The sequence below is a fragment of the Chromobacterium sphagni genome, assembly GCF_001855575.1.
Classification (GTDB): Bacteria; Pseudomonadota; Gammaproteobacteria; order Burkholderiales; family Chromobacteriaceae; genus Chromobacterium; species Chromobacterium sphagni.
The window spans coordinates 538,249-557,514 of record NZ_MKCS01000002.1; the positions used below are offsets into that span (position 1 = coordinate 538,249).

Consider the following 19,266-nt stretch of genomic DNA (forward strand, 5'->3'; position numbering starts at 1 on the left):
GCATGGCAAGGTCAAACCATATTGAAGACGTGCTGCAGGCGACGCCGCAGGCCAACGGCCTGCTGTTCCACGCGCTGAAGGACGGCAACAGCGCGTATCACATCGGCGTGGCTTTCCGCGTGAAAGCGGAGGCCGGCGAGGAAGAGATTCGCGACGTCTGGCGCCGTATCCAGCTGTCGCAGCCTGCGTTGAGGTCGGTTTTCGCCTGGCGGGGCATCCGTTTTCCCCATCAGGTCATTTACGCCATGCCGCGCATTTCTCTCGAATACGTCCGCGTCGCGCAGCCTGGGCTGGAGCCGTCGCTAAACCGGCTAGGCTTGGACTGGCTGGCGCAATCGAAAGCGACGCCGTTTGAGTTGGATGCGGAAGTGTTCCGGATCGCCTGCTTCCACGACGTGGAAGCGGGAGTGCTGAACATCGCTTTTTCCTTCCACCATATCCTGATGGACGGTTGGAGCAGTTCGTTGCTGATTTCCCTTTGGCTGCAGGGCTTGCGCGGACAGAGCATCGCTCCGCTGGAGGCCCGGCTGTATTCGCAGCAACTCTGGAAAGGGTTGAGCCCGCATGAGCTGCAAGCCAGCCGCGAATATTGGGACGCCGTGTTCCAGGGGCTGCCCGACGCGGATGCCGCCGCGGCCACCAAGCTGCTGGCCGAGCCCTTGTTCCGCCGCGATGGCCAGCCGCGCTTGGGCAGGATGCCGGCAACGGCGCGGAGCCTGTGGCGCGCCGGACGCAAAGAAGAGATAGAGGCGCTTTGCCGTCGCGCCGGCGTCACGCCGGCAAGCTTTTTTTACCTGTGCTGGGCGCTGACCTTGGCCAAGCTCACCTTCCAGAAAAGCGTCGCTTTCGGTTGCGCGTTTTCCGGACGAGAGGCGGCGTTGGCGCACAACGCCGACCGCCAGCCGCTGGGACTGTTCACCAATACCGTGCCGCTGATCCTGACGCTGGACGGCAAATGGAATGCAGAGGCGGCGCTGCGCGCCGTTTTCCAGACCCTGCAGCAGACACAGAGGCATGAGAAGACGCCGCCTTTGATGGTCAGGGAGGCGGCGGGACTGCGCGGCGAGCTGTACGACTCGCTGGTGGTTTTCGACAACTATCCCATCGACGCCAGTTTGCAGGACGCCGGATGCGGCGCGCATCTGGCCGAGCTGCATAGCGAGGAGACCACCCATTTCGGCCTGACGCTGACGGTTTCCGGCACCGACCAATGGAAGGTCGAGCTGAGCGCGGGCGAAAGCTACGAGGGCGATCCCGACGCGGTGGACGCGGTGTTTTACGCGTTCGAGTCTTTGGCGGCGGACCTGGCCGCCGCCCCGGCCGGCGCGCCGATCGGCGATCTGGCGTTAAGCCTGGGCCCGGATGACGCGATGGCCAGCTCCCTGGCGTGGGGGGAGCGAAATGCGCAAACGCCTGACATCAATGCGCTGTTGCAGCGCATCCAGCAGCGGTTAGGCGACTTCCCGGAGGAGGCCGGCCTGATACAAGGGCGCAGACGCATCGACAACCGCGAGCTTGGGCAGGGCATCCGCGCTCTGCAGGAGCAATTGCGGGGCGCGGGCTTTGTTCCCGGCGACAGAGTGGCCGTCCATCTGGACAAGGGGCTGTTGTCGACGCAGGCGATACTGGCGGTCCTGTTCAGCGGCGGCAGCTACTTCTACGTCAACCCGAAAGACCCGCCGCAACGCAAGCAAACGCTGCTGACCCTGGCGGGGTGCGGCATCGTGCTGTGCGGCGCGTCGCTGATCGCCGAACTGGGCGCCGACGTCGGCGGCCGCTTGTTGCTGGATGTCGAAACCGCTGCCGGACCGTCGGCTTTGGCCGGCGCGCCCGACCTGTGGCTCAAGCGGCACCCGGATGACGAGTTCTACTTCATCTTCACCTCGGGCACGACCGGCACCCCCAAGGGCATTTCCATCCGCAACGACTCGGTGGCGAACCTGCTGGACTGGTTTGTCAGGGAGACCGCCCTTGGCGCCGCTGACAGGGTGCTGGGGCTGACCGACCTGAATTTCGACCCCAGCGTGGAGGATCTGTTCGGCAGCCTCATCGCCGGCGCCGCCTTGATTTATCCCTCCCCGGACATCCTGCTGGATCGGCAGGCATTCATCGGTCTGTTGCGGGAAGAGGCGATCACCCTGATCAATTTCATTCCCGGTGCCATCGCGCAGCTGGTCCAGGATGCACCCTTGCTGCCCGCCATGCGCTTGTGGATATTCGGCGGCGAGGCGCTGCCGGTGCGGCTGCGCGACGAGTTGCTGCGGAAGGGCTACGCCGTCAGCAACCACTACGGCCCCAGCGAAACCACGGTCGACTGCCTCAGCGCCAGGCAGTCGCTCGCACGGGACGTTTCCATCGGCTGGCCGATTCAAAACGCCGTCGCCTATTGCGCGGACATTTTCGGTCAGCCGCTGTCCGCCGGGGTGCGCGGCGAATTGCGGGTTGGCGGCCGGCCGGTGGCGCGCGGCTATGCCGCCAATCCGGCCGAGTCCCGCAGAAGCTTCGTCGAATACGGCGGGCAGGCGTTCTACCGGACCGGCGACGCCGTGACGTTTTCCCCGGATGCCGGTTTCCAGTATCTCGGCCGGATCGACGATCAGGTGAAGGTGAACGGCGTGCGCATCGAGCCGCGGGAGCTGGAGCGGGTGGTGGAGGCGATGGCGGAGGTCAAGGCCTGCTGCCTGTTGCCGGTTTTGACGCGGGGAGGAAAACGGCAATGGCGTCTGTTTGTCGATGGCACCGCGGAGCCGGAACATTTGCAGTCCCGTGTGCGCGAGCACATCCGCCGGAATCTGCCGGAGTCGTGGGTGCCCGCGCAGATTGTGGCGATGGACGGCTTCGCGCGCACCCTTACCGGCAAGATCGACCGCAGGCGGCTGCTGGAGCGTGCCGAGCAACAGGAGCTGCAGGCGCCCAGCCCGGCGGCCGCGACCGACCCGGTGGAGGAGAAGGTGCAGGAGGTCTGGCACGCGGTCCTGGAAAGCCGGGCGGCTACTGACGTCAATTTCTTCGACGCCGGCGGCGACTCCATCAAGATCATTGCGCTGCAATCCCGGATGCAGCAGGCGTTCGACAGGGATGTCGGCGTCGCGGTCCTGTTCGAACATCCAACCATCGCCTCTTTCGCCGGCTGGATCAAGCGCGGCGATGCGTCCGCCGGACATCCGGCCCCCTCCGTTTCCGGCATGCAGCCATTCGAAGAACACAAGCTGTCATCGGCCCAGTCAGGCAAAAACCGGCTGGCGGACAGGCGTCGTAAAGCAAAAGGAAGTTCCGCATCATGAAACGCGAATATACCGGCAATGAAGTCGCCATCATCGGCATGTCTTGCAGATTTCCCCAAAGCCCGGATTGGCGGGTCTTCTGGCGCAACCTGTTGGAGGGGCGCGAGCTGGTAACGTTTTTCTCACGGGAGGAGTTGCTGGCTGCCGGCGAGCCGCCAGAGATCGTAGGCCTGCCCAATTACGTCCCCGCAAAAGCCTCGCTGGAAGACGCCGAGTGCTTCGATCACGGTTTTTTCGGCTATTCGCAGCGGGAAGCGCAAAAAATGGACCCGCAACTGCGGGTGCTGCATGAAGTCAGCTACAACGCCTTCCTGGACGCTGGGCTGACGCCCGGAGCGGTTACGCTGAACGCGGGCGTGTTCATCGGTTCCACCCTGAACCTGGAGCGGCTGGGACAGTTCGCCGGCGCCAGTCAGGACATCGCGGAAATGTTCGATGTCGGCAACTACAACGATCCGGCCTCGTTTGCGACGCAAATCGCCTACCGCATGAAGTTGAGCGGTCCGGCGCTGCATGTGCAGACCGCCTGCTCGACCTCGCTGTCCGCCGTGCATCTCGCTTGCAAGTCCTTGCTGGCCGGCGAGTGCGGCATGGCGCTGGCCGGGGGGGCGTGCATCACCGATCCGGTGGCGGGAGGCTACCTGCACCAGGACGGCATGATCCTGTCCCCGGACGGCCACTGCAAAACCTTCTCCGATGAAGGGCAGGGCACCGTGAACGGCAACGGCGTGGCGGTGGTGCTGTTGAAGCTGCTGGAGGACGCGCTGGCGGATGGCGACCCCATCCATGCGGTCATCGTCGAGTCCGGCATGAACAACGACGGCGACAGAAAGGTGAGCTTCGAGGCGCCCAGCGTGCAGGGGCAAGCCGAGGTCATCGCGCAGGTGTACCAGCTGGCGGACATTCCGTTCTCCAGCCTGGGCATGTTGGAAGCCCACGGCACCGCCACGGCGCTGGGCGATCCGATCGAGATCCAGGCGCTGAACCGGGTCGCGGCGGAATTGTTGCCGCCGGAGGAACTGGGTCGATTCCGCTGCGCCGTGGGCAGCGTGAAATCCAATATGGGGCACCTGGACGCCGCCGCCGGCATCGCCGGACTCATCAAGGCTGCCCTGAGCGTGCGCTTCGGCAAAATCCCCCCTTCCTTGCATTTTGGCCGGCCCAATCCGCATCTGGATCTGGATAGAACGCCTTTCTGGGTGCCGGCGCAGGCCGAGGCGTGGCCGGCGCTGCAGCCTATCCGGCGCGCCGGCGTCAGCTCGTTCGGCATTGGCGGCACCAATGTCCATGTCTTGCTGGAGCAGCCGCCGCAATCGCTCGCCAGCGACCCTGCGCCATTTGGCGGCGAGCGCGCGGGCGCGGCGCAGATACTGCCGCTGTCGGCCAAATCGCCCGCTGCGCTGGCGCGTTTGATCGAGTCCTACTCCGCTTACCTCGATGTCGATCAGGATGGCGCGGCGGACCTCGTCTCCATCGCCAGGCAGATGCAGGACAACCGGGCCGAGTATCCCAGCCGCGCGGCCTTCGTCGCCGCCGATGGCGACAGCTGGAAGCGGCAGTTGGACGACTGGGCGCTGATGGATGGCGCGCATGCGCCCGTGGCCGGACAGGTGTGGTTGTTTCCGGGACAGGGCGCGCAATCTCCGCAGATGGGCTTGCGCCTGGCGGAGCAATATCCGGCGTTCGGCGCCCTCTATCTGGGCTTGCTGGACAAGGCCGCGGCCTTGCTATCCATCGACCGGGAAGTCCTGATCGAATGCGTGAGGCAGCCCGATCAGTTATCGACCCTTTATCTGCAACCCATTCTGTATGCGGCGCAGGCTGCGCTGGGCGTCTGGCTGCGCCGTATCGGCTGCCAACCGGTTGCCTTGTGCGGCTTCAGTCTGGGCGAGTTCGCGGCGGCGGCCGCTGCCGGCGTGTTCAGCCCGGATGAGGGCATGGAGCTGGTGGTCGCGCGCGCGCGGCTGATGGATGCCATGCCCAGGGGGGCGGTCTTCGCCGCTAGTTGCAAGAAGGGCTTCGATGGCGGGTTTCCGGCTACATTATTATGGCGAGTGGCGGAACTCAGTCCGGGCACCTGGACGCTGGCTGCGGCTGAAGAGCGGGCGGCGGATGCGGAGAGCTGGCTGACCGAGCGCGGCTTCGCCTTCAAGCGAGTGGCGGTGTCGCACGCCTTCCATACGCCGCTGATCGAACCGGCCGCGCGCGCCTTTGGCGAGCTGCTGCAAGCCTATGCGCTGCAACCGGCGCAATGCCCGATCTACTCCACTTCCTTGGGCCGCAAGATAGCCGCGGACGAAATGTGCGATCCGTTGTACTGGGTGACCCAGATGTTGGCTCCAGTGCAATTGGGCGGCGCCTTGCGGCAGGCGGAGGCCGCCCATCCCGAGTCCTTGTATGTGCAAATCGGCGCCGGTTCGGACTTGCTGCAACACGCGCGCAAATGGCTGGGCCTGAGCGCGGACCGGCTGGCTCAGACTTTGGGCGCAGGCGGCTCGGAGCAAGAGGCGGATGCCGCGCGGCAGTTCATTGCCAAGGCCTGGACCCATGGCGGACAGATTGAATGGGCGCGGCTGCGCGAGGCCGCAACGGCGCAGCGCGAGGTTTTGCGGACGCATTTGCCAGGCCATGCATTCGAACGCCGCGTTTGCCCGCCGCTGGCGGGTGCCGCCGCGCAAGCCCTCGGTTCCGAGACGGTGTCCTCGTTGTTTTTCGGCGACCGATACTACGGGATGGAATGGGAGCGGGCGAGCGCGCCGGCGGTAGGGTCCGGCGCGCCGGATGCCGCTCCGGCCGCCTGGATCATTTGTCCGCGGGTCACGGAAAGGGAGCGCGGCCTGGCAGCGGCCCTGGGATGGGGTGAGTGCTCGTTTATCGAATGCGGCGACTGGACCGGCGATTTCGCCAGTATCCACGCCGAACTGCAAGACTGGCTGTCGCGGCAAGGACTGCGGGCTTCCGCCTCCATGGATGTCGTCGTCACCGGATTGCTGGATGAGCTGGACGCGCGCCAAGCGCAGTTCTGGGCGTTCTGGCTGCCCATGGCGCTGGCGCGTTGGAGCGCGGCGCAATCTCCGGCGCCGAAGCTGCGGCTGCTGTTCCCCGCCAGGCAGATGGCGGCCTGGAGCGGCGCGGAAAAACTGGATGCGGAGAAGAGCCAGCTGCTGGGGCCGTTGCTGATCGCTCCGGAAGAGTACCCCGGCATCGCCGCCCTCTGCGTGGACATGGACAGCGCGGCGGCGGAGGATATCGCTGGCGGCCTGAAACCTTGGATCGAGGGCGGCTGGCAGGGCGGCCAGTTCTATTGCTTCCGCCGCGGCGGCTTCTGGCGCCGCGGCGTCACCTCGCGGGTGCAAAAGCAGCCGTTGAGCCGCACGCTGCCTGACATCGGCCGCAATAGCTGGGTGCTGGTCACCGGCGCCAATGGCGGCATGGGCGCGGCTATCGCCGAATACCTGGCGCGGGTCTACCACTGCAATCTGTTGCTGCTGACGCGAAAATCCTTGCCGAAACGCCGGGACTGGGCGGCGGAGGCGGCAAAGCAAGGCCCTGATGCGGCGTTCCTGCAATGGGTGTCGGGACTGGAGGCCAAGGGCAGCCGGGTGGTTTTGCTGCAAGCCGATCTGGGCGACGAGGCGTCGCTCGCCAAGGCGTTCGAACCGGTATTCCAGCTGGCTGCGCGCGGCGTGGGGCTGGATTACGTATTCCATACCGCCGGCCGCGGCGAGGGCGCGATGATGCAGATGCGCTCCGAGGCGGAATCCGCCGCCACGCTGGCGCCCAAGGTGGCGGGAAGCCGTTTTCTCTGCGCCAGCCTGGAAAAGCTGGGGAATCCGGCGCTGCTGCTGTTTTCCAGCCTGGGCAATCTGCTGCCGAAGGAGAAAGTGGGCCAGGTCGCCTATGTCGCCGCCAACGCCTGCCTGGAGGCGTATGCCGAACAGGTGCGTGGCCAGGGCGGCAAGGCTCTGGCCATCGCCTGGGACGACTGGGCGGAGTCCGGCATGGCGACGCGCTCCGCCCAGCAGCTGGACCGGGCGCTCCGGCCGCCGGTTCAGGCCGTGCCATCTGGCGCGGTCGTCTGGCGCAGCCGCCTGGACGCAAGGCGGGACTGGTGGCTGGACGAGCATCGCATCGATGCGTCCACTGCGGTGATGCCCGCCATGGGCATGGTGGCTCTGGTCCACCGGGCCTTGGCGGAGTCGCGCGCGGACGGCGGGGCCTTCTCCTTGCAGGGAGTCGCCATCGAGCGGCCGCTGGTGGTGGCCGATGGCGCGGAGGCCGATATCGCGGTGGTGTTTGCCGATGGCTTCGGCGCCTTTGAAGTTTTTTCCGGCACCGGCGAGTTTTCCCGCGAAACCTGGCTCAAGCATGCCGGCGGCAAGGTGGCTGCGCGCGGCGACGCGGAGCTTGCCGCGGCCAGCCTCCCGGCGTTGTCCGGCGACGAGCTGTTCCGTGCTGGCGACGGCGGCGGCGTCAGCCCGAAAGGTGCGCTGGATTTCGGCCCGCGCTGGCGCAACGTGGTTGCCGTCGACCGGGTGGCGGCCGGCGCAGTGGTGAGTCGGCTGCAGCTTCCCGAGGCGTATCGCGGCGAGGCGTCGGCCTGCGGCCTGCATATCGCCCTGCTGGACACCGCGACGCTGATCGCCTCGCCCGAAGATGAGGGCGCGCAGTTCGCGCCGGTTTCCCTCGGCGGGTTCAGCCAGTTCGCGCCCATGCGCGACAGCGTGCTCAGCCATGTGCGGATTGGCGATCTGGGCGCCAACAAGCTGTTGCAGGTGAGAATTTACTCGGAAGATGGCGCGCTGCTGGTGGCGATTGACGACCTGCTGCTGGTGGATGCTTCCGCCGCGCTGCGGGGCGGCGACGCCAAGCGCCATGGCGTCATGCGCCTGAGCGGCGGCGAGGAGGGCGGCGGCAACTTCGCCTTCGCCACGCGGCTGGAGCCGCGCAAGGAACCCGGTCCGCAGGAGGTGGAAATCCAGGTGAAGGCGGCCGGTCTCAACTTCAAGGACGTGCTGATCGCGCTCGGCGTCTTGCCGGCTCCCGCTGATCCCAGCATGACCTTCGGCCAGGAGGCCGCGGGCGTGGTTACCCGGGTTGGTCGGGAAATCAAAGACGTTCGCGTCGGCGACAGGGTGATGTGCGCGGGGCACAGCTGCCTGGCGGAGCATGTCGTCATGCCTAGGCGCGTGGTGGCGCCTATCCCGCGCATGCTGGGGTTCCAGCAGGCCGCCGGGGTGCCGGTTGCCTTCACCACCGCCTGGATCGCCTTGCGCCACGCCGCCAACCTGAGGCGCGGCGAACGCATCCTGATCCACTCCGCAGCCGGCGGCGTCGGCATGGCGGCGCTGCAGATCGCCCTGCATCTGGGCGCGGAAGTCTGGGTGACCGCGGGCAGCGAAGAGAAGCGCCGCCTGCTGATGGACATGGGAGCCAAGGGCGCGGCGAATTCCCGAACGCGGGAGTTCGGCGATGTTTTCCGCCAGCAGCTGGGCTGCCGGCCCTTCGACGTGATTCTCAACGCGCTGGCGGGGGAGTTGCTGGAAGAAAGCCTGTCCCTGCTGGCGCCGCAGGGGCGTTTTCTGGAGCTGGGGCTGCGCGACATCCTGCAGAACTGGCAATTGGGCTTGTCGATTTTCGCGGAAGGCGGCAGCTTCCACGCGGTGCAGGCGGGGGCCGAGCATCCGGCCTACCGCGAGGCATGGGCGGAAGTGGCGGCGCTGCTGGAGCAGGAAGCGCTCAAGCCGCTGCCGACCAAGGCCTACTCCGCCAGGGATATTGCCGACGCATTCCAGTTCATGGCCCAGGGAAAGCACATAGGGAAGATCGTCATCGCGATGGAGGCGCGCGGCGTGGAGCGCAGCTTCGCCGCCAAGTTGCGGGAAGAGGGGCTGAGCAATGCCGAAGGTACGCAAATCGCCATGGCGATGGCGGCGCTGGTCCGTCAAAGCCGGGTGTCCTATCTCGCGGTGTCCAAGCTTCCCATCGGCGCGGTGCTGGAAAAGCAAGCGAGCACGCAGCAGATGCTGTTCGGCCCGGGCGCAAGGTCCGGCGGACCGGAAGCGGCGGCCGGCGGCCTCGAAGACTCGCTCAAGGGCGTGGACGCTGAAGCGCTGTTGCCGGCGATGCGCGCCATGCTGGAAGGTTTTCTGGGCGAGGATGAATTGGATGTGGACGCCAGCTTCTTCGCATTGGGCGCCACCTCTCTGGATCTGATCCAGTTCGCCAAAAGGCTGGAGCAAAGGCTGGAGCGCGAGGTTCCGGTGGCCTTGTTGTTCAAGGCGGCTTCGCTGCGCGAGCTGAGCAAGGAGTTGGCGCCATCCGCCGCGGAGGAGGCGCAAACACCGCAGTCTCCTGGCGCGGGAGACAAGCGGCGCGCCTTGCTGGCCCAGCGCAAATTGCGGAGCGCGGGCGCCAGGCAGGAGGGCGAGATCAATGACTAAGGCCGGTTTTTTCCGCATGGGCGTTTTTCTGCTCAGCCTTTGCCTCGTGTTGACGGGACGCGCTTTCGCCGACGCCGCCAATCCCGGGCCTGGCGCCGATATGCGGCAGCTGGCCGGCGAGTTGAGCCAGCGCTGGGACGCTGGCCAGGTGCCCACCGGGGGGCTGAGCGTGGTGGTGGGCGGCCAGGCGCGAACGCTGCGCCTGGGCAAGGGCGAAGCCGGCGTCTTCGAGCTGGCGTCCTGCTCCAAGGCCTTTACCGGCTTGCTGATCGCGCTGCTGGAGCAGGAGGGCGCGCTGAGCCGGGACGACGCCCTCACCAAGTGGGTGCCGGAGTTGGCGCGGCATCCGAAGATGGGTTACTCGGCCGTTCGTCTCAAGAACCTGCTGTTCCATACCAGCGGACTGTCGGAGGATACGCTCGATCTTCTGCGTCCCAACAGCGGCCCCAATGCCCTGGAACAACTGCCGGCGCTGTTGAAGGATGTTCCGCTGGCCTATCCGGTCGGCAGCAAAGAGGAATACGCCACGCTGAATTACAGCCTGCTGGGTTTGGTGGCGGAGCGGGCGACGGGGAAGTCCTTCGCGGCATTGATGAGGGAGAGGATTTTTCTGCCGCTGGGCATGAGCCACACCTTTGTCGAGGGCGATCCGGCCGCGCCAGCCGCCGCGGCGCGCATCCCGGGCTACAAGGTCGGCTTCACCGCCGCCCAACCTTTCCGAGCTCCCCGCTATCTGCAAAACGCACCGGCGGGTTATGTGCTCAGCACGCCGGAGGACATGGCCGCCTGGTTGCGCTTCCTGCTACAGCGCGAGGCCCGGCCGACCGGCGACGAGCGCCAGGCCGCGCTGTATGCGGCATTGCGGCAGGCGAAGCGCCCGTACGGAGGAGATGGCGATGCGGGCTATGCCTATGGCTGGGATGTTGAGGCTGGCAAGACCACCAGCTGGAGCCACCCGGGGCAGAACCCCAACGCCGGAGCCTATGTCGCGTTCGACCCGGAAACCGGCGTCGGCGTCGCCCTGCTGGGCAACAGCAACAGTCCGCAGGTGATGCAACTGGGGCGGGCCATCTTCGAGCGCTTGCGCGCAGCGGATGCCCAGGCGTTGCCGTCAAGCTTTGCCGCCGACGTCGGCGATTGGATTTCCACCGCGGCGGCGGCGTTGTTCTGGCTAGGCGGGGCGCTGCTGTGGCCGGCGCTGGCGCGCTGGGGGAAAGGAGCAAGCGGCGCTGCCGCCGACATTTCCGCCAATCGGCTGGAAACCGCGATCATCCGGGAAAGCTTCGTGCAGTCCGCCGAGAACCCCGGCTGGCGCGCCTTCCTGGGGCGGCTGATCGTGCAGAACGCGGCGCTGGTTTCCGCGCTGGCGATTGCGCCTCCGCTGTTGGTGGGCCTGGGGTGGGCCAATCTGCTGATATGGGGACCCGCCAGCCTGCCGGTGGCCGCCGCGGGGCTGCTCTTCTTCGCCAACGCGGTCAGCCTGTTCTTCTTCCTGGCGGCGCGGCGCAGCGAGGCCTTCTCCAGCAAGACATTTTCAAGCCTGATGATCGCCAAGGTCGTCGGCCTGACGGTGATTTCCGGTTTGCTCAACTCCGCACTGGTCCTGTGCATCATCCAGGCCATCGGCAGCCCGTCCTCGCATCTGCTGTACAGCGCCGTGTTGCTGTTCAACTGCGTCTATTTCTATATCTCGTCCCGCAAGGCCGCCGAGCAGCAGATCATGCGTTTCGGCCACTCTTTCGTGCAGGGCTGGAGGATGGAGATCATCCGCAAACTGCTGGCGTCGGATTACAAGAGCATAGAGCGGCTGTCGCCGGGAAAGATACAGACCGTGGTGGGGGAGGACTCTCAGGAGCTGGCGAAGAGCGTGCTGGCATTTGTTCCCTTCTTCGCCAATCTGCTGACCATCGTGTTCCTGTTCGCCTATCTGATGGCGTTCAAATCCGCACTGGCCACCTCGGTGCTGCTGGCATGCGTGCTGCCCATGGTCGGGCTGTACTACTACGTTTCCGAGCGCGCCAACCGCATCATGCCGCAGGCCCTGAGCACCCGCAGCGAATTCATGGATACGGTGGAAGACCTGCAGAAAGGCTACAAAGGCTTGCGCCGCGCAACGGTGAAACGCAATTTCCACCGCCATGCGCAAGCGGTTTCCGACCGCTTCAAAGCCCTGAGAATCCAGTATGACCGCGGCTTTCTGGGCGCCTTTTTCATCGGCGAGTCATTGCTCACGGTGTTGCTGGTAGCGGTGGCGCTGGTGTTTCCGTTGCTGATTCCGCGCTTCGACGCGGACGCGTCGAAGGAATACCTGATCATCCTGCTGTACCTGATCGGTCCGTTGAACGCGGTGATGTCGGCCATGCCGGAACTGATCCGGTTGCAAAGCCTGATGCGCAACATGGTGGCGTTCTGCCAGTCGATTCATTCCGATGCGCCTGCACAGGCCGCACCGCGGATTGCCAGCGTGAAAACGCTGGAGCTGGACGCGGTGAGCTTCCACTACCCGGCTTCCGGCATCGAGGGCGAGCGCTTCGGCGTGGGGCCGGTTTCGTTGAGGGCGGAAAGCGGGAAAGCCTACTTCCTGACCGGCGGCAACGGCTCCGGCAAGAGCACGCTGGCGATGATTCTGGCCGGCCTGTACGCGCCGGCGCAGGGCGCGCTGAAAGTGAATGGCGCGGAAGTTCCGCATTGTCAGCTGTTGGAGCTGACGCGTGCCATCTTCAGCGACAACTGGCTGTTCAAGCGAGTCTACGACCCCGAACTGCTGCAGGCGCGAGAGGAGATCAACCGCAACATCGCGCTGCTGGGACTCGCCGACAAGGCCGCGCTGCAGAGCGACGGGGCCTTCGACAACATCAAGCTGTCGACCGGCCAACGCAAGCGCTTGTCGCTGGCCATGCTGCTGGCGGACCCGAGCCCGCTGGTGGTGCTGGACGAATGGGCGGCGGATCAGGACCCCCGCGCCAAGGCCCGGTTTTACCAGGAATGGCTTCCCATGCTGAAAGCCCAGGGCCGCATCGTTTTTGTCGTGACCCATGACGATGAGTATTTTGCCGAAGCGGATGCGCTGATCACCATGAAAAACGGTCGATTGATAGAGCTGAAAGAAGATAGCTATGCTTGCTGAGTCCTTGCTGGAAAAGTGTTCGGATCGCATCAAACCAAGCGCGACGCCGGAGGGGTGCGTCCATGAACTGTTCGAGCGGCAGGCTGCGCTCACGCCGGACGCTGTCGCCGTGCGCTTCGAGGAGCAATCGCTGTCGTATGCGGAGCTGAACCGCAGGGCGAATCGGCTGGCGCGCCATGTCCGCCTCCATTACGGCGCTGAGGCCGCCGTGGTGGGCATCTGCCTGGAGCGGGGCATGGACGCCATCGTCGCCGTCATTGGCGTCCTGAAGGCGGGCGCGGCTTACGCAGCGGTCGACCTTGCCTATCCCGCCCAGCGCCAGGCCTATATCCTGCGCGACTCCAACGTGTCGGTGGTGATCTCCAGCACGGAGATCATCCGCTCGCTGCCCGCAGACTGCGCCTTCATCGATATGGACCGCTGCGACTTCTCCCGCGGCGACGCGGCGGAAAACCCGGCGGCGTCCTGCGGGCCGCAGGATCTCGCCTATCTTATCTACACCTCGGGCTCGACCGGAACGCCCAAGGGCGTGCGCATGCCCCATCGGGCGTTGGTGAACCTGCTGGCCTGGCAGATGCGCGATCAGGGCGACTACGCCGGCAGAAGGACGCTGCAGTTCTCCCCGCTGAGCTTCGACGTCTCCTTCCAGGAAATCTTCTCCACGCTGGCCAGCGGCGGCGAACTGGTGCTGATTCCCAACCGCCTGCGGCTGGACCCGCTGGCGCTGCTTTCCTTCATCGAGGAGCGGAAGGTGGAGCGCATCTTCCTGCCTTATGTGGCCTTGAACAGCCTGGCTACGGCCGCGGTGGAGCAGGACCGCTACCCGAGAAGTCTGCTGGATGTGGTGACGGCGGGCGAGCAACTGGTCGTCACCGCCGCCATCAGGCGGTTTTTCAACGTCTTGCCCCAGTGCCGTCTGCACAATCATTACGGTCCTTCGGAAAGCCATGTGGTGACGGCCTACACCCTGCCGGGACGGGCGGACGAGTGGCCAACGCTGCCTCCGGTCGGCGTTCCCATCGACAATGTGGAAATCCATCTGCTGGACGAAGAAAACCGAGCGCGGTCCGACGGCGAGCCGGGCGAGCTTTGCATCGCCGGCGTGCAACTGGCTTATGGTTACCATCGGCGGCCGGAGGAAAGCGCTGCCGGCTTCGTCGACATCGACGTGGACGGCACGGGGATCCGGCGCCTGTATCGGACCGGCGACCTGGCGCGGCGGCGGCCGGACGGCTTGCTGGAAGTGCTTGGCCGCATGGATTTTCAGGTCAAGATACGCGGACACCGGGTGGAGCTGGGCGAGGTGGAGGCGCTGCTGATGCGGCATCCCGCCGTCCGCGACGCCGTCGTGGTGGCCCAGGGGGACGGCACGGAAGACAAATTCCTGGCGGCTTTCGTCATCGTTTCCGAGCAAGCTCAGCAGCGCCAGACCCCGGACGGCGTGCAGGAAAGCATACATTGCTTCATGCGGGAGGCGGCGCCGGAATACCTGCGGCCCGCCGCGGTGGCCATCGTCAGCCGCTTCCCCTTGTCGGCCAGCGGCAAGATCGACCGCAAGGCTTTTCCCGTCGCGGCCCGGCAGGCCTTGACGGGGCGGGATTTCACCCCGGCGCGGACGCCGCTGGAGCAGGTTTTGGCCGAGGCATGGAGCGAGCTGCTGGGCATCCGCGAAATCGGCAGGAACGCGCACTTTTTCAAACTGGGCGGCCACTCGCTGCTGGTCGTAAAAATGATGCTGGCGTTGCGGCGGCGCGGATTCATGGTGGATGCGCATACCTTGTACCAGCACCCGGTCCTGTCCGAACTGGCGACGCAGTTGCGGGCGTTCGATCCCTTGGCCGGCGGCCCCGCCACTGCGCGGCTGGACGCCGGGGAGGAGGCGCCTTGCTGGGCGGGGCTCGGCAAGGCGGAGCAGGATGTCGCGGCCGCCGCGGTGCTGGGCGGTCTGGCCAATATCCAGGATGTTTGTCCGCTGGGGCCGTTGCAGCAGGGCATGTTCTATCACGCGCTCGCCAATCCGGCGGGAGATCCCCATGTGCTTTGGCAGGTCGTCCGCTTTGACAGCGAGGACCTGCTGCGGGCCTACCTGGATGCGTTGCGCCGCACCATCGCCCGCCATGACGCGTTTCGCGTCGCAGTGCTGCATGAGGGGCTGCCGCAGCCGCTCCAGGTGGTATGGCGGGAAGCGGAGCTGCCAGTCGAGGAGCTGCGCGGCGACGGCGAGGATGCCCTTGCAGCGCTGAGGCGGCGCTGCGAGCCGGCGATGCAGTGCTTCGATATCTCCCGGGCCCCATTGCAGCGCGCTTTCTATTGCCGCGACGCGCAGCGAGGCCAGTGGGTGCTGCTGCACCAGCTACACCATCTGGCGGTGGATCACGCGACGGTGGAGAAAATGCAGTGGGAAATCGAGGCGCAATTGCTTGGCAAACCGCTGGCGCCGGTTTCCGCCATGCCCTTCTCGCAGGCGCGGGCTGGCCTGTACGGCGTTGCCGGCGCGGCTGAGCACAAGGCGTTCTTCGATGCGATGCTGAATGGCTATGAGCCTGGCCCGGCCCCTTTCGGCGCGCAGGCCCATCTGGCGGGAGACGCTATCGTGGAGGAAGCCTGGCGGCCGTTGCGGAAGCCGCTGCGCGGACAGATACGGCAGCAGGCCAAGGCGCACGGAGTCAGCGTCGCCGCCATTTTCCACCTGGCATGGGCCAAGGTGGTCGCCAGCCTGAGCGGGCGCGACGACGTGGTGTTCGGCACGGTTCTATTGGGACGGATGTTCGCGGGCGGGGACGCCGACAGCGCGATGGGACAGTTCATCAATACCTTGCCGCTGCGTTTGCGGCTGGACAATCTGCCGGTGCTGGAGTGCCTGTGGGGCGTCCAGGACGCGCTGACGCATTTGCTCAAGCACGAGCAGGCCCCGTTGGCGCTGGCGCAGAAGTCGGCGCGCATGCCCGGAAACGCGCCGTTGTTCACCACCTTGCTCAACTACCGGCACAGCGAGGTGCGCAATGTGCCGTCTGCGGACCCTTTCCGCGCCGTCAATCCGTCGGCAGTGGACGGAGTGGCCTATTCCGGGATCATGGAACGCACCACGTATCCGGTGTCGGTGAACGTCGATGACTTCGCCGATGACTTTGTCATCAATGCCCAGGTTGAGCGGGGGCTGGACCCAGAGCGGGTCTGCGACTGCTTCGAGACGGCGCTGCGGGAAATCGCCGCCGCTCTGGAGAATGCGCCGGAGAAAAGAATCGGCCGCATCAGCGTCTTGCCCGAGCAGGAAAAAGACCTGTTGCGGCAATGGAACCGGACCGAAGCCGATTTCCCCGCGCAGGCATGCCTGCATGCCTTGATCGAGGCGCAGGCGCGCCGGACGCCAGATGCCGTCGCCGTCGAGTTTGCCGGCAGCGTCTTGAGTTATGCGCAACTGAACCGGCGCGCCAATCAGTTGGCCCGCCACCTGAGAGAGGATCTGGGCGTCGTGCCGGATGCGCTGGTGGGCGTGTGCGTGCAACGCAGCCTGGAAATGGTGGTGGCCTTGCTGGCGGTGCTGAAGGCTGGCGGAGCTTATGTGCCGCTGGATCCCCATTACCCCGGCGAGCGGTTGGCCTATATGTTGGACGACGCGGCTCCCGGGGCGGTGCTGTGCCACGGCGGGATTCCGGACGAGGCGCGCGCGCGACTGGCGGATTACGCGGCCGGCACCGGCGCCGCGCTGATTGATCTGATCGAGGATGCGGCCGGCTGGTCCGGACGGGACGATGCCGATCTGTCCCCGGAGGACGTAGGCTTGAGTCCGGCCAACCTGGCTTACGTGATCTACACCTCCGGCTCGACGGGGCGTCCGAAGGGCGTGATGAACGAGCATCGCGGCGTTGTAAACCGTCTGGCGTGGATGCAAAAGGCGTACCGCCTGAATGGCGGCGACGTGGTGCTGCAGAAAACGCCTTTCAGCTTCGATGTGTCCGTCTGGGAGTTTTTCTGGCCCTTGATGCAAGGCTCCCGCTTGCTGGTGGCGAAGCCCGAGGGCCATAAGGATCCGGCCTATTTGAGCGAGCTGATCCAGGCGCGCGGCGTCACTACTCTGCATTTCGTGCCGTCCATGCTGTCCGCTTTTCTGGAGCAGGCTGAGCCGGCAGCCTGCGGCAGCCTGCGGCGCGTGTTCTGCAGCGGCGAGGCGCTGCCCGCGCACAGCGTGCGCCGTTTCCGCGAGCGCTTCGCCGATGTGGAGCTGCACAATCTTTACGGTCCGACCGAGGCGGCGATCGATGTCACTGCCTGGGATTGCCGCCAGTACGCGGCCGGCGATGCGATTCCCATCGGACGGCCCATCGACAACATCCGGATCCACATTCTCGACGCGCACGGCGAGCCATGCCCTGTCGGGGTGGCGGGAGAGTTGCACATCGCCGGGGTGGGCGTGGCGCGCGGCTATCTGAATCAGGCCGAGCTGACCGCGGAGAAATTCGTCAGGGATGCTTTCCATCCTGGGCCGGGGCGTTTCATGTACCGCACCGGCGATCTGGCGCGACATCTGCCTGGCGGCGACATCGAGTACTTGGGGCGCAACGACTTTCAGGTCAAATTACGCGGCTTCCGCATCGAGTTGGGCGAGGTCGAGTCGGCCCTGCTATCCCACTCCAGCGTGAAGGAGTGCGTGGCGCTGGTGCGCGAGGATGTGCCGGGCGACGCCCGCCTGGTGGCCTACGCCACGCGGGCTCCGGGTTGCGCCGATGATGCTCCGGAGGCCCTGAACCAGGCGTTGCGGCGTCATCTGCAAACCCGCCTGCCTGCTTTCATGACCCCGTCCAACATCCTGTGGCTGGATGCCTTTCCGTTGACCGGCAACGGCAAGCTGGATCGCAAGGCGCTGCCTTCTCCAGTCGGCGCGCCGCCAGCGCAGGCGGCGGCGCAGCCGCCCAGGGAGGGGACGGAAGCCCGGCTGGCCCAGCTATGGGGCGAATTGCTCAATGCCGGGGCGATCGGCCGGCAAACCCACTTTTTTGAAGCCGGCGGCCATTCCTTGCTGGCGGTGGCATTGATGGCGCGGATACGTCAGGCATTCAACCTATCCTTGTCGCTGAGCGCGATCGTCGCGCATCTGGACTTGGCGTCCCAGGCGGAGTTGATCGATGCCGAGCTGGCGCGGGACGGCGCGGCGCGGACGCAGCCGGCGCCGGCGGAAGCGGCGGTTGCCGGCGCGCGGATTCGGGCGCTGCCGGCGCAAAAGGCCATCTACAAGGCGGTCAAGCTCAACCCGATGGATGTGAGCAACAACAGCTTCGTCGCTCTGGCATTCGACGCCGAACCTGACCTGAAGCATCTGCGCGGCCTGTTGCAGACGGTGTTTTCCAGACATGAGGGGCTTGGCGCGAAGTTCGTTCTGGAAGACGGCGAGCTGTTCCTGCTGCCAGGCGCGCGCTTTCTGTTCCGGCTTGAGAAGCGCCAGAGCCTGGGTTCGCTGGAGGAGGATCTGCGCGACTTCATCCGACCGTTCTCGTTGGAGGACGGCATGAATGTGCGAGGCCGCTGGCTGGCGGATGCGCGGCAGCCGGTGTTGCTGCTGGATTTTTCCCACGCCTGCATCGATGGCTCGGGCCTGATGCGGATTCTGGAAGAGCTGGCCGCCGATGGCGGCCAAGCGCCCGCGGGCGCGAGCTTGGCGGGGTATTCCGAGCTTTTCCACAGCGCCGGCTTTGCCGCCTTGCGGCAAGCGCACGCCGATTTTTGGAGCGAACAGCTGCGCGGCTGGTCGCCCGTGCCGCCGGCGGATCAGGTCCAGCCGCAAAACCGTTGCTGCCAGTTGACGCTGGACGCCGCGCGCAAGGCGCGGATCGATGCGCTGGCCGCGCGGCTGAAGATCAGCGTCCCCGAGTTTTTCATGGCGGTTTTCCTCGGCTTCAAGGCGAGGTTGGATAAACAGCGGGATCAGCTGGTTTCCATGATTTTCCATGGCAGGGACAGGCTGGAGCAACAGGCGGTGATTGCGCCGCTGATGACGGTTTTGCCGGTGCGGTTCGCCTTGCCGGACTTGGCGGCGGGAGACGAGACGCTGCGCGGCGTTAGCGCGGCGGTGCGCGCGGCTTGCCGCCATTACCTGTTCGACGCCGAAGCCCTGGCCGTCCGGCAGCCGGAGTTGTCCAGGCAGGCGCTGTTTCCCGCCGCCTTCTTCGGCTACTTCAAGAAAGAAGGCTATGCGGGGCGGATCGCCGGCATGCCTTGCCGGCAGCTGGATATGCCCAATATCGCCGGCGGGCAGGCGCATTGGAGCTTGAGCTGCGAGATCGCCGAACACGACGCTGGTTTCGATGTGCGCCTGGAGGGGCTGTCGCAGCGGACCGAAGATGCCGTTGAGGATTGGGAAGCGCTGTTCAACTCGATAGTACAAAGCGCGCTGGATGACGGCCGCCAGGAAAACTGA

Annotated in this window: 4 protein-coding genes; all 4 read left to right on the forward strand. The window is 65.9% G+C overall.

Features of this window, described 5'->3' with window-relative positions:
• Positions 1-2 precede the first annotated feature (2 nt).
• Genes BI347_RS18335 through BI347_RS18350 form a run of 4 tightly spaced genes read left to right on the forward strand, consistent with a single transcriptional unit; the run spans position 3 to position 19,266 of the window.
• The gene (locus tag BI347_RS18335) at positions 3-3,284 is read left to right on the forward strand and encodes an AMP-binding protein (protein ID WP_071116666.1); all 3,282 of its coding nucleotides are present in this window, start codon (positions 3-5) and stop codon (positions 3,282-3,284) included.
• Entirely contained in the window at positions 3,281-9,727 is a 6,447-nt protein-coding gene (locus BI347_RS18340) for a type I polyketide synthase (protein ID WP_071116667.1), read from the forward strand. The genes BI347_RS18335 and BI347_RS18340 overlap by 4 nt, the downstream gene beginning before the upstream one ends.
• Positions 9,720-12,854 carry a serine hydrolase gene (locus tag BI347_RS18345; protein ID WP_071116668.1) on the forward strand — a complete coding sequence of 1,045 codons (3,135 nt, stop codon included), beginning with the start codon at positions 9,720-9,722 and terminating at the stop codon, positions 12,852-12,854. The genes BI347_RS18340 and BI347_RS18345 overlap by 8 nt, the downstream gene beginning before the upstream one ends.
• On the forward strand, positions 12,844-19,266 hold the full coding sequence (locus BI347_RS18350) for a non-ribosomal peptide synthetase (protein ID WP_071116669.1): 6,423 nt from the start codon (positions 12,844-12,846) through the stop codon (positions 19,264-19,266). Before BI347_RS18345 ends, BI347_RS18350 begins: the two co-directional genes overlap by 11 nt.

What these genes read in the sequence shown, in the direction of transcription:
- BI347_RS18335 (WP_071116666.1), top strand. Translation starts at nt 3, where the DNA reads ATGGCAAGGTCAAACCATATTGAAGACGTGCTGCAGGCGACGCCGCAG.
- BI347_RS18350 (WP_071116669.1), top strand. Translation starts at nt 12,844, where the DNA reads ATGCTTGCTGAGTCCTTGCTGGAAAAGTGTTCGGATCGCATCAAACCA.
- BI347_RS18345 (WP_071116668.1), top strand. Translation starts at nt 9,720, where the DNA reads ATGACTAAGGCCGGTTTTTTCCGCATGGGCGTTTTTCTGCTCAGCCTT.
- BI347_RS18340 (WP_071116667.1), top strand. Translation starts at nt 3,281, where the DNA reads ATGAAACGCGAATATACCGGCAATGAAGTCGCCATCATCGGCATGTCT.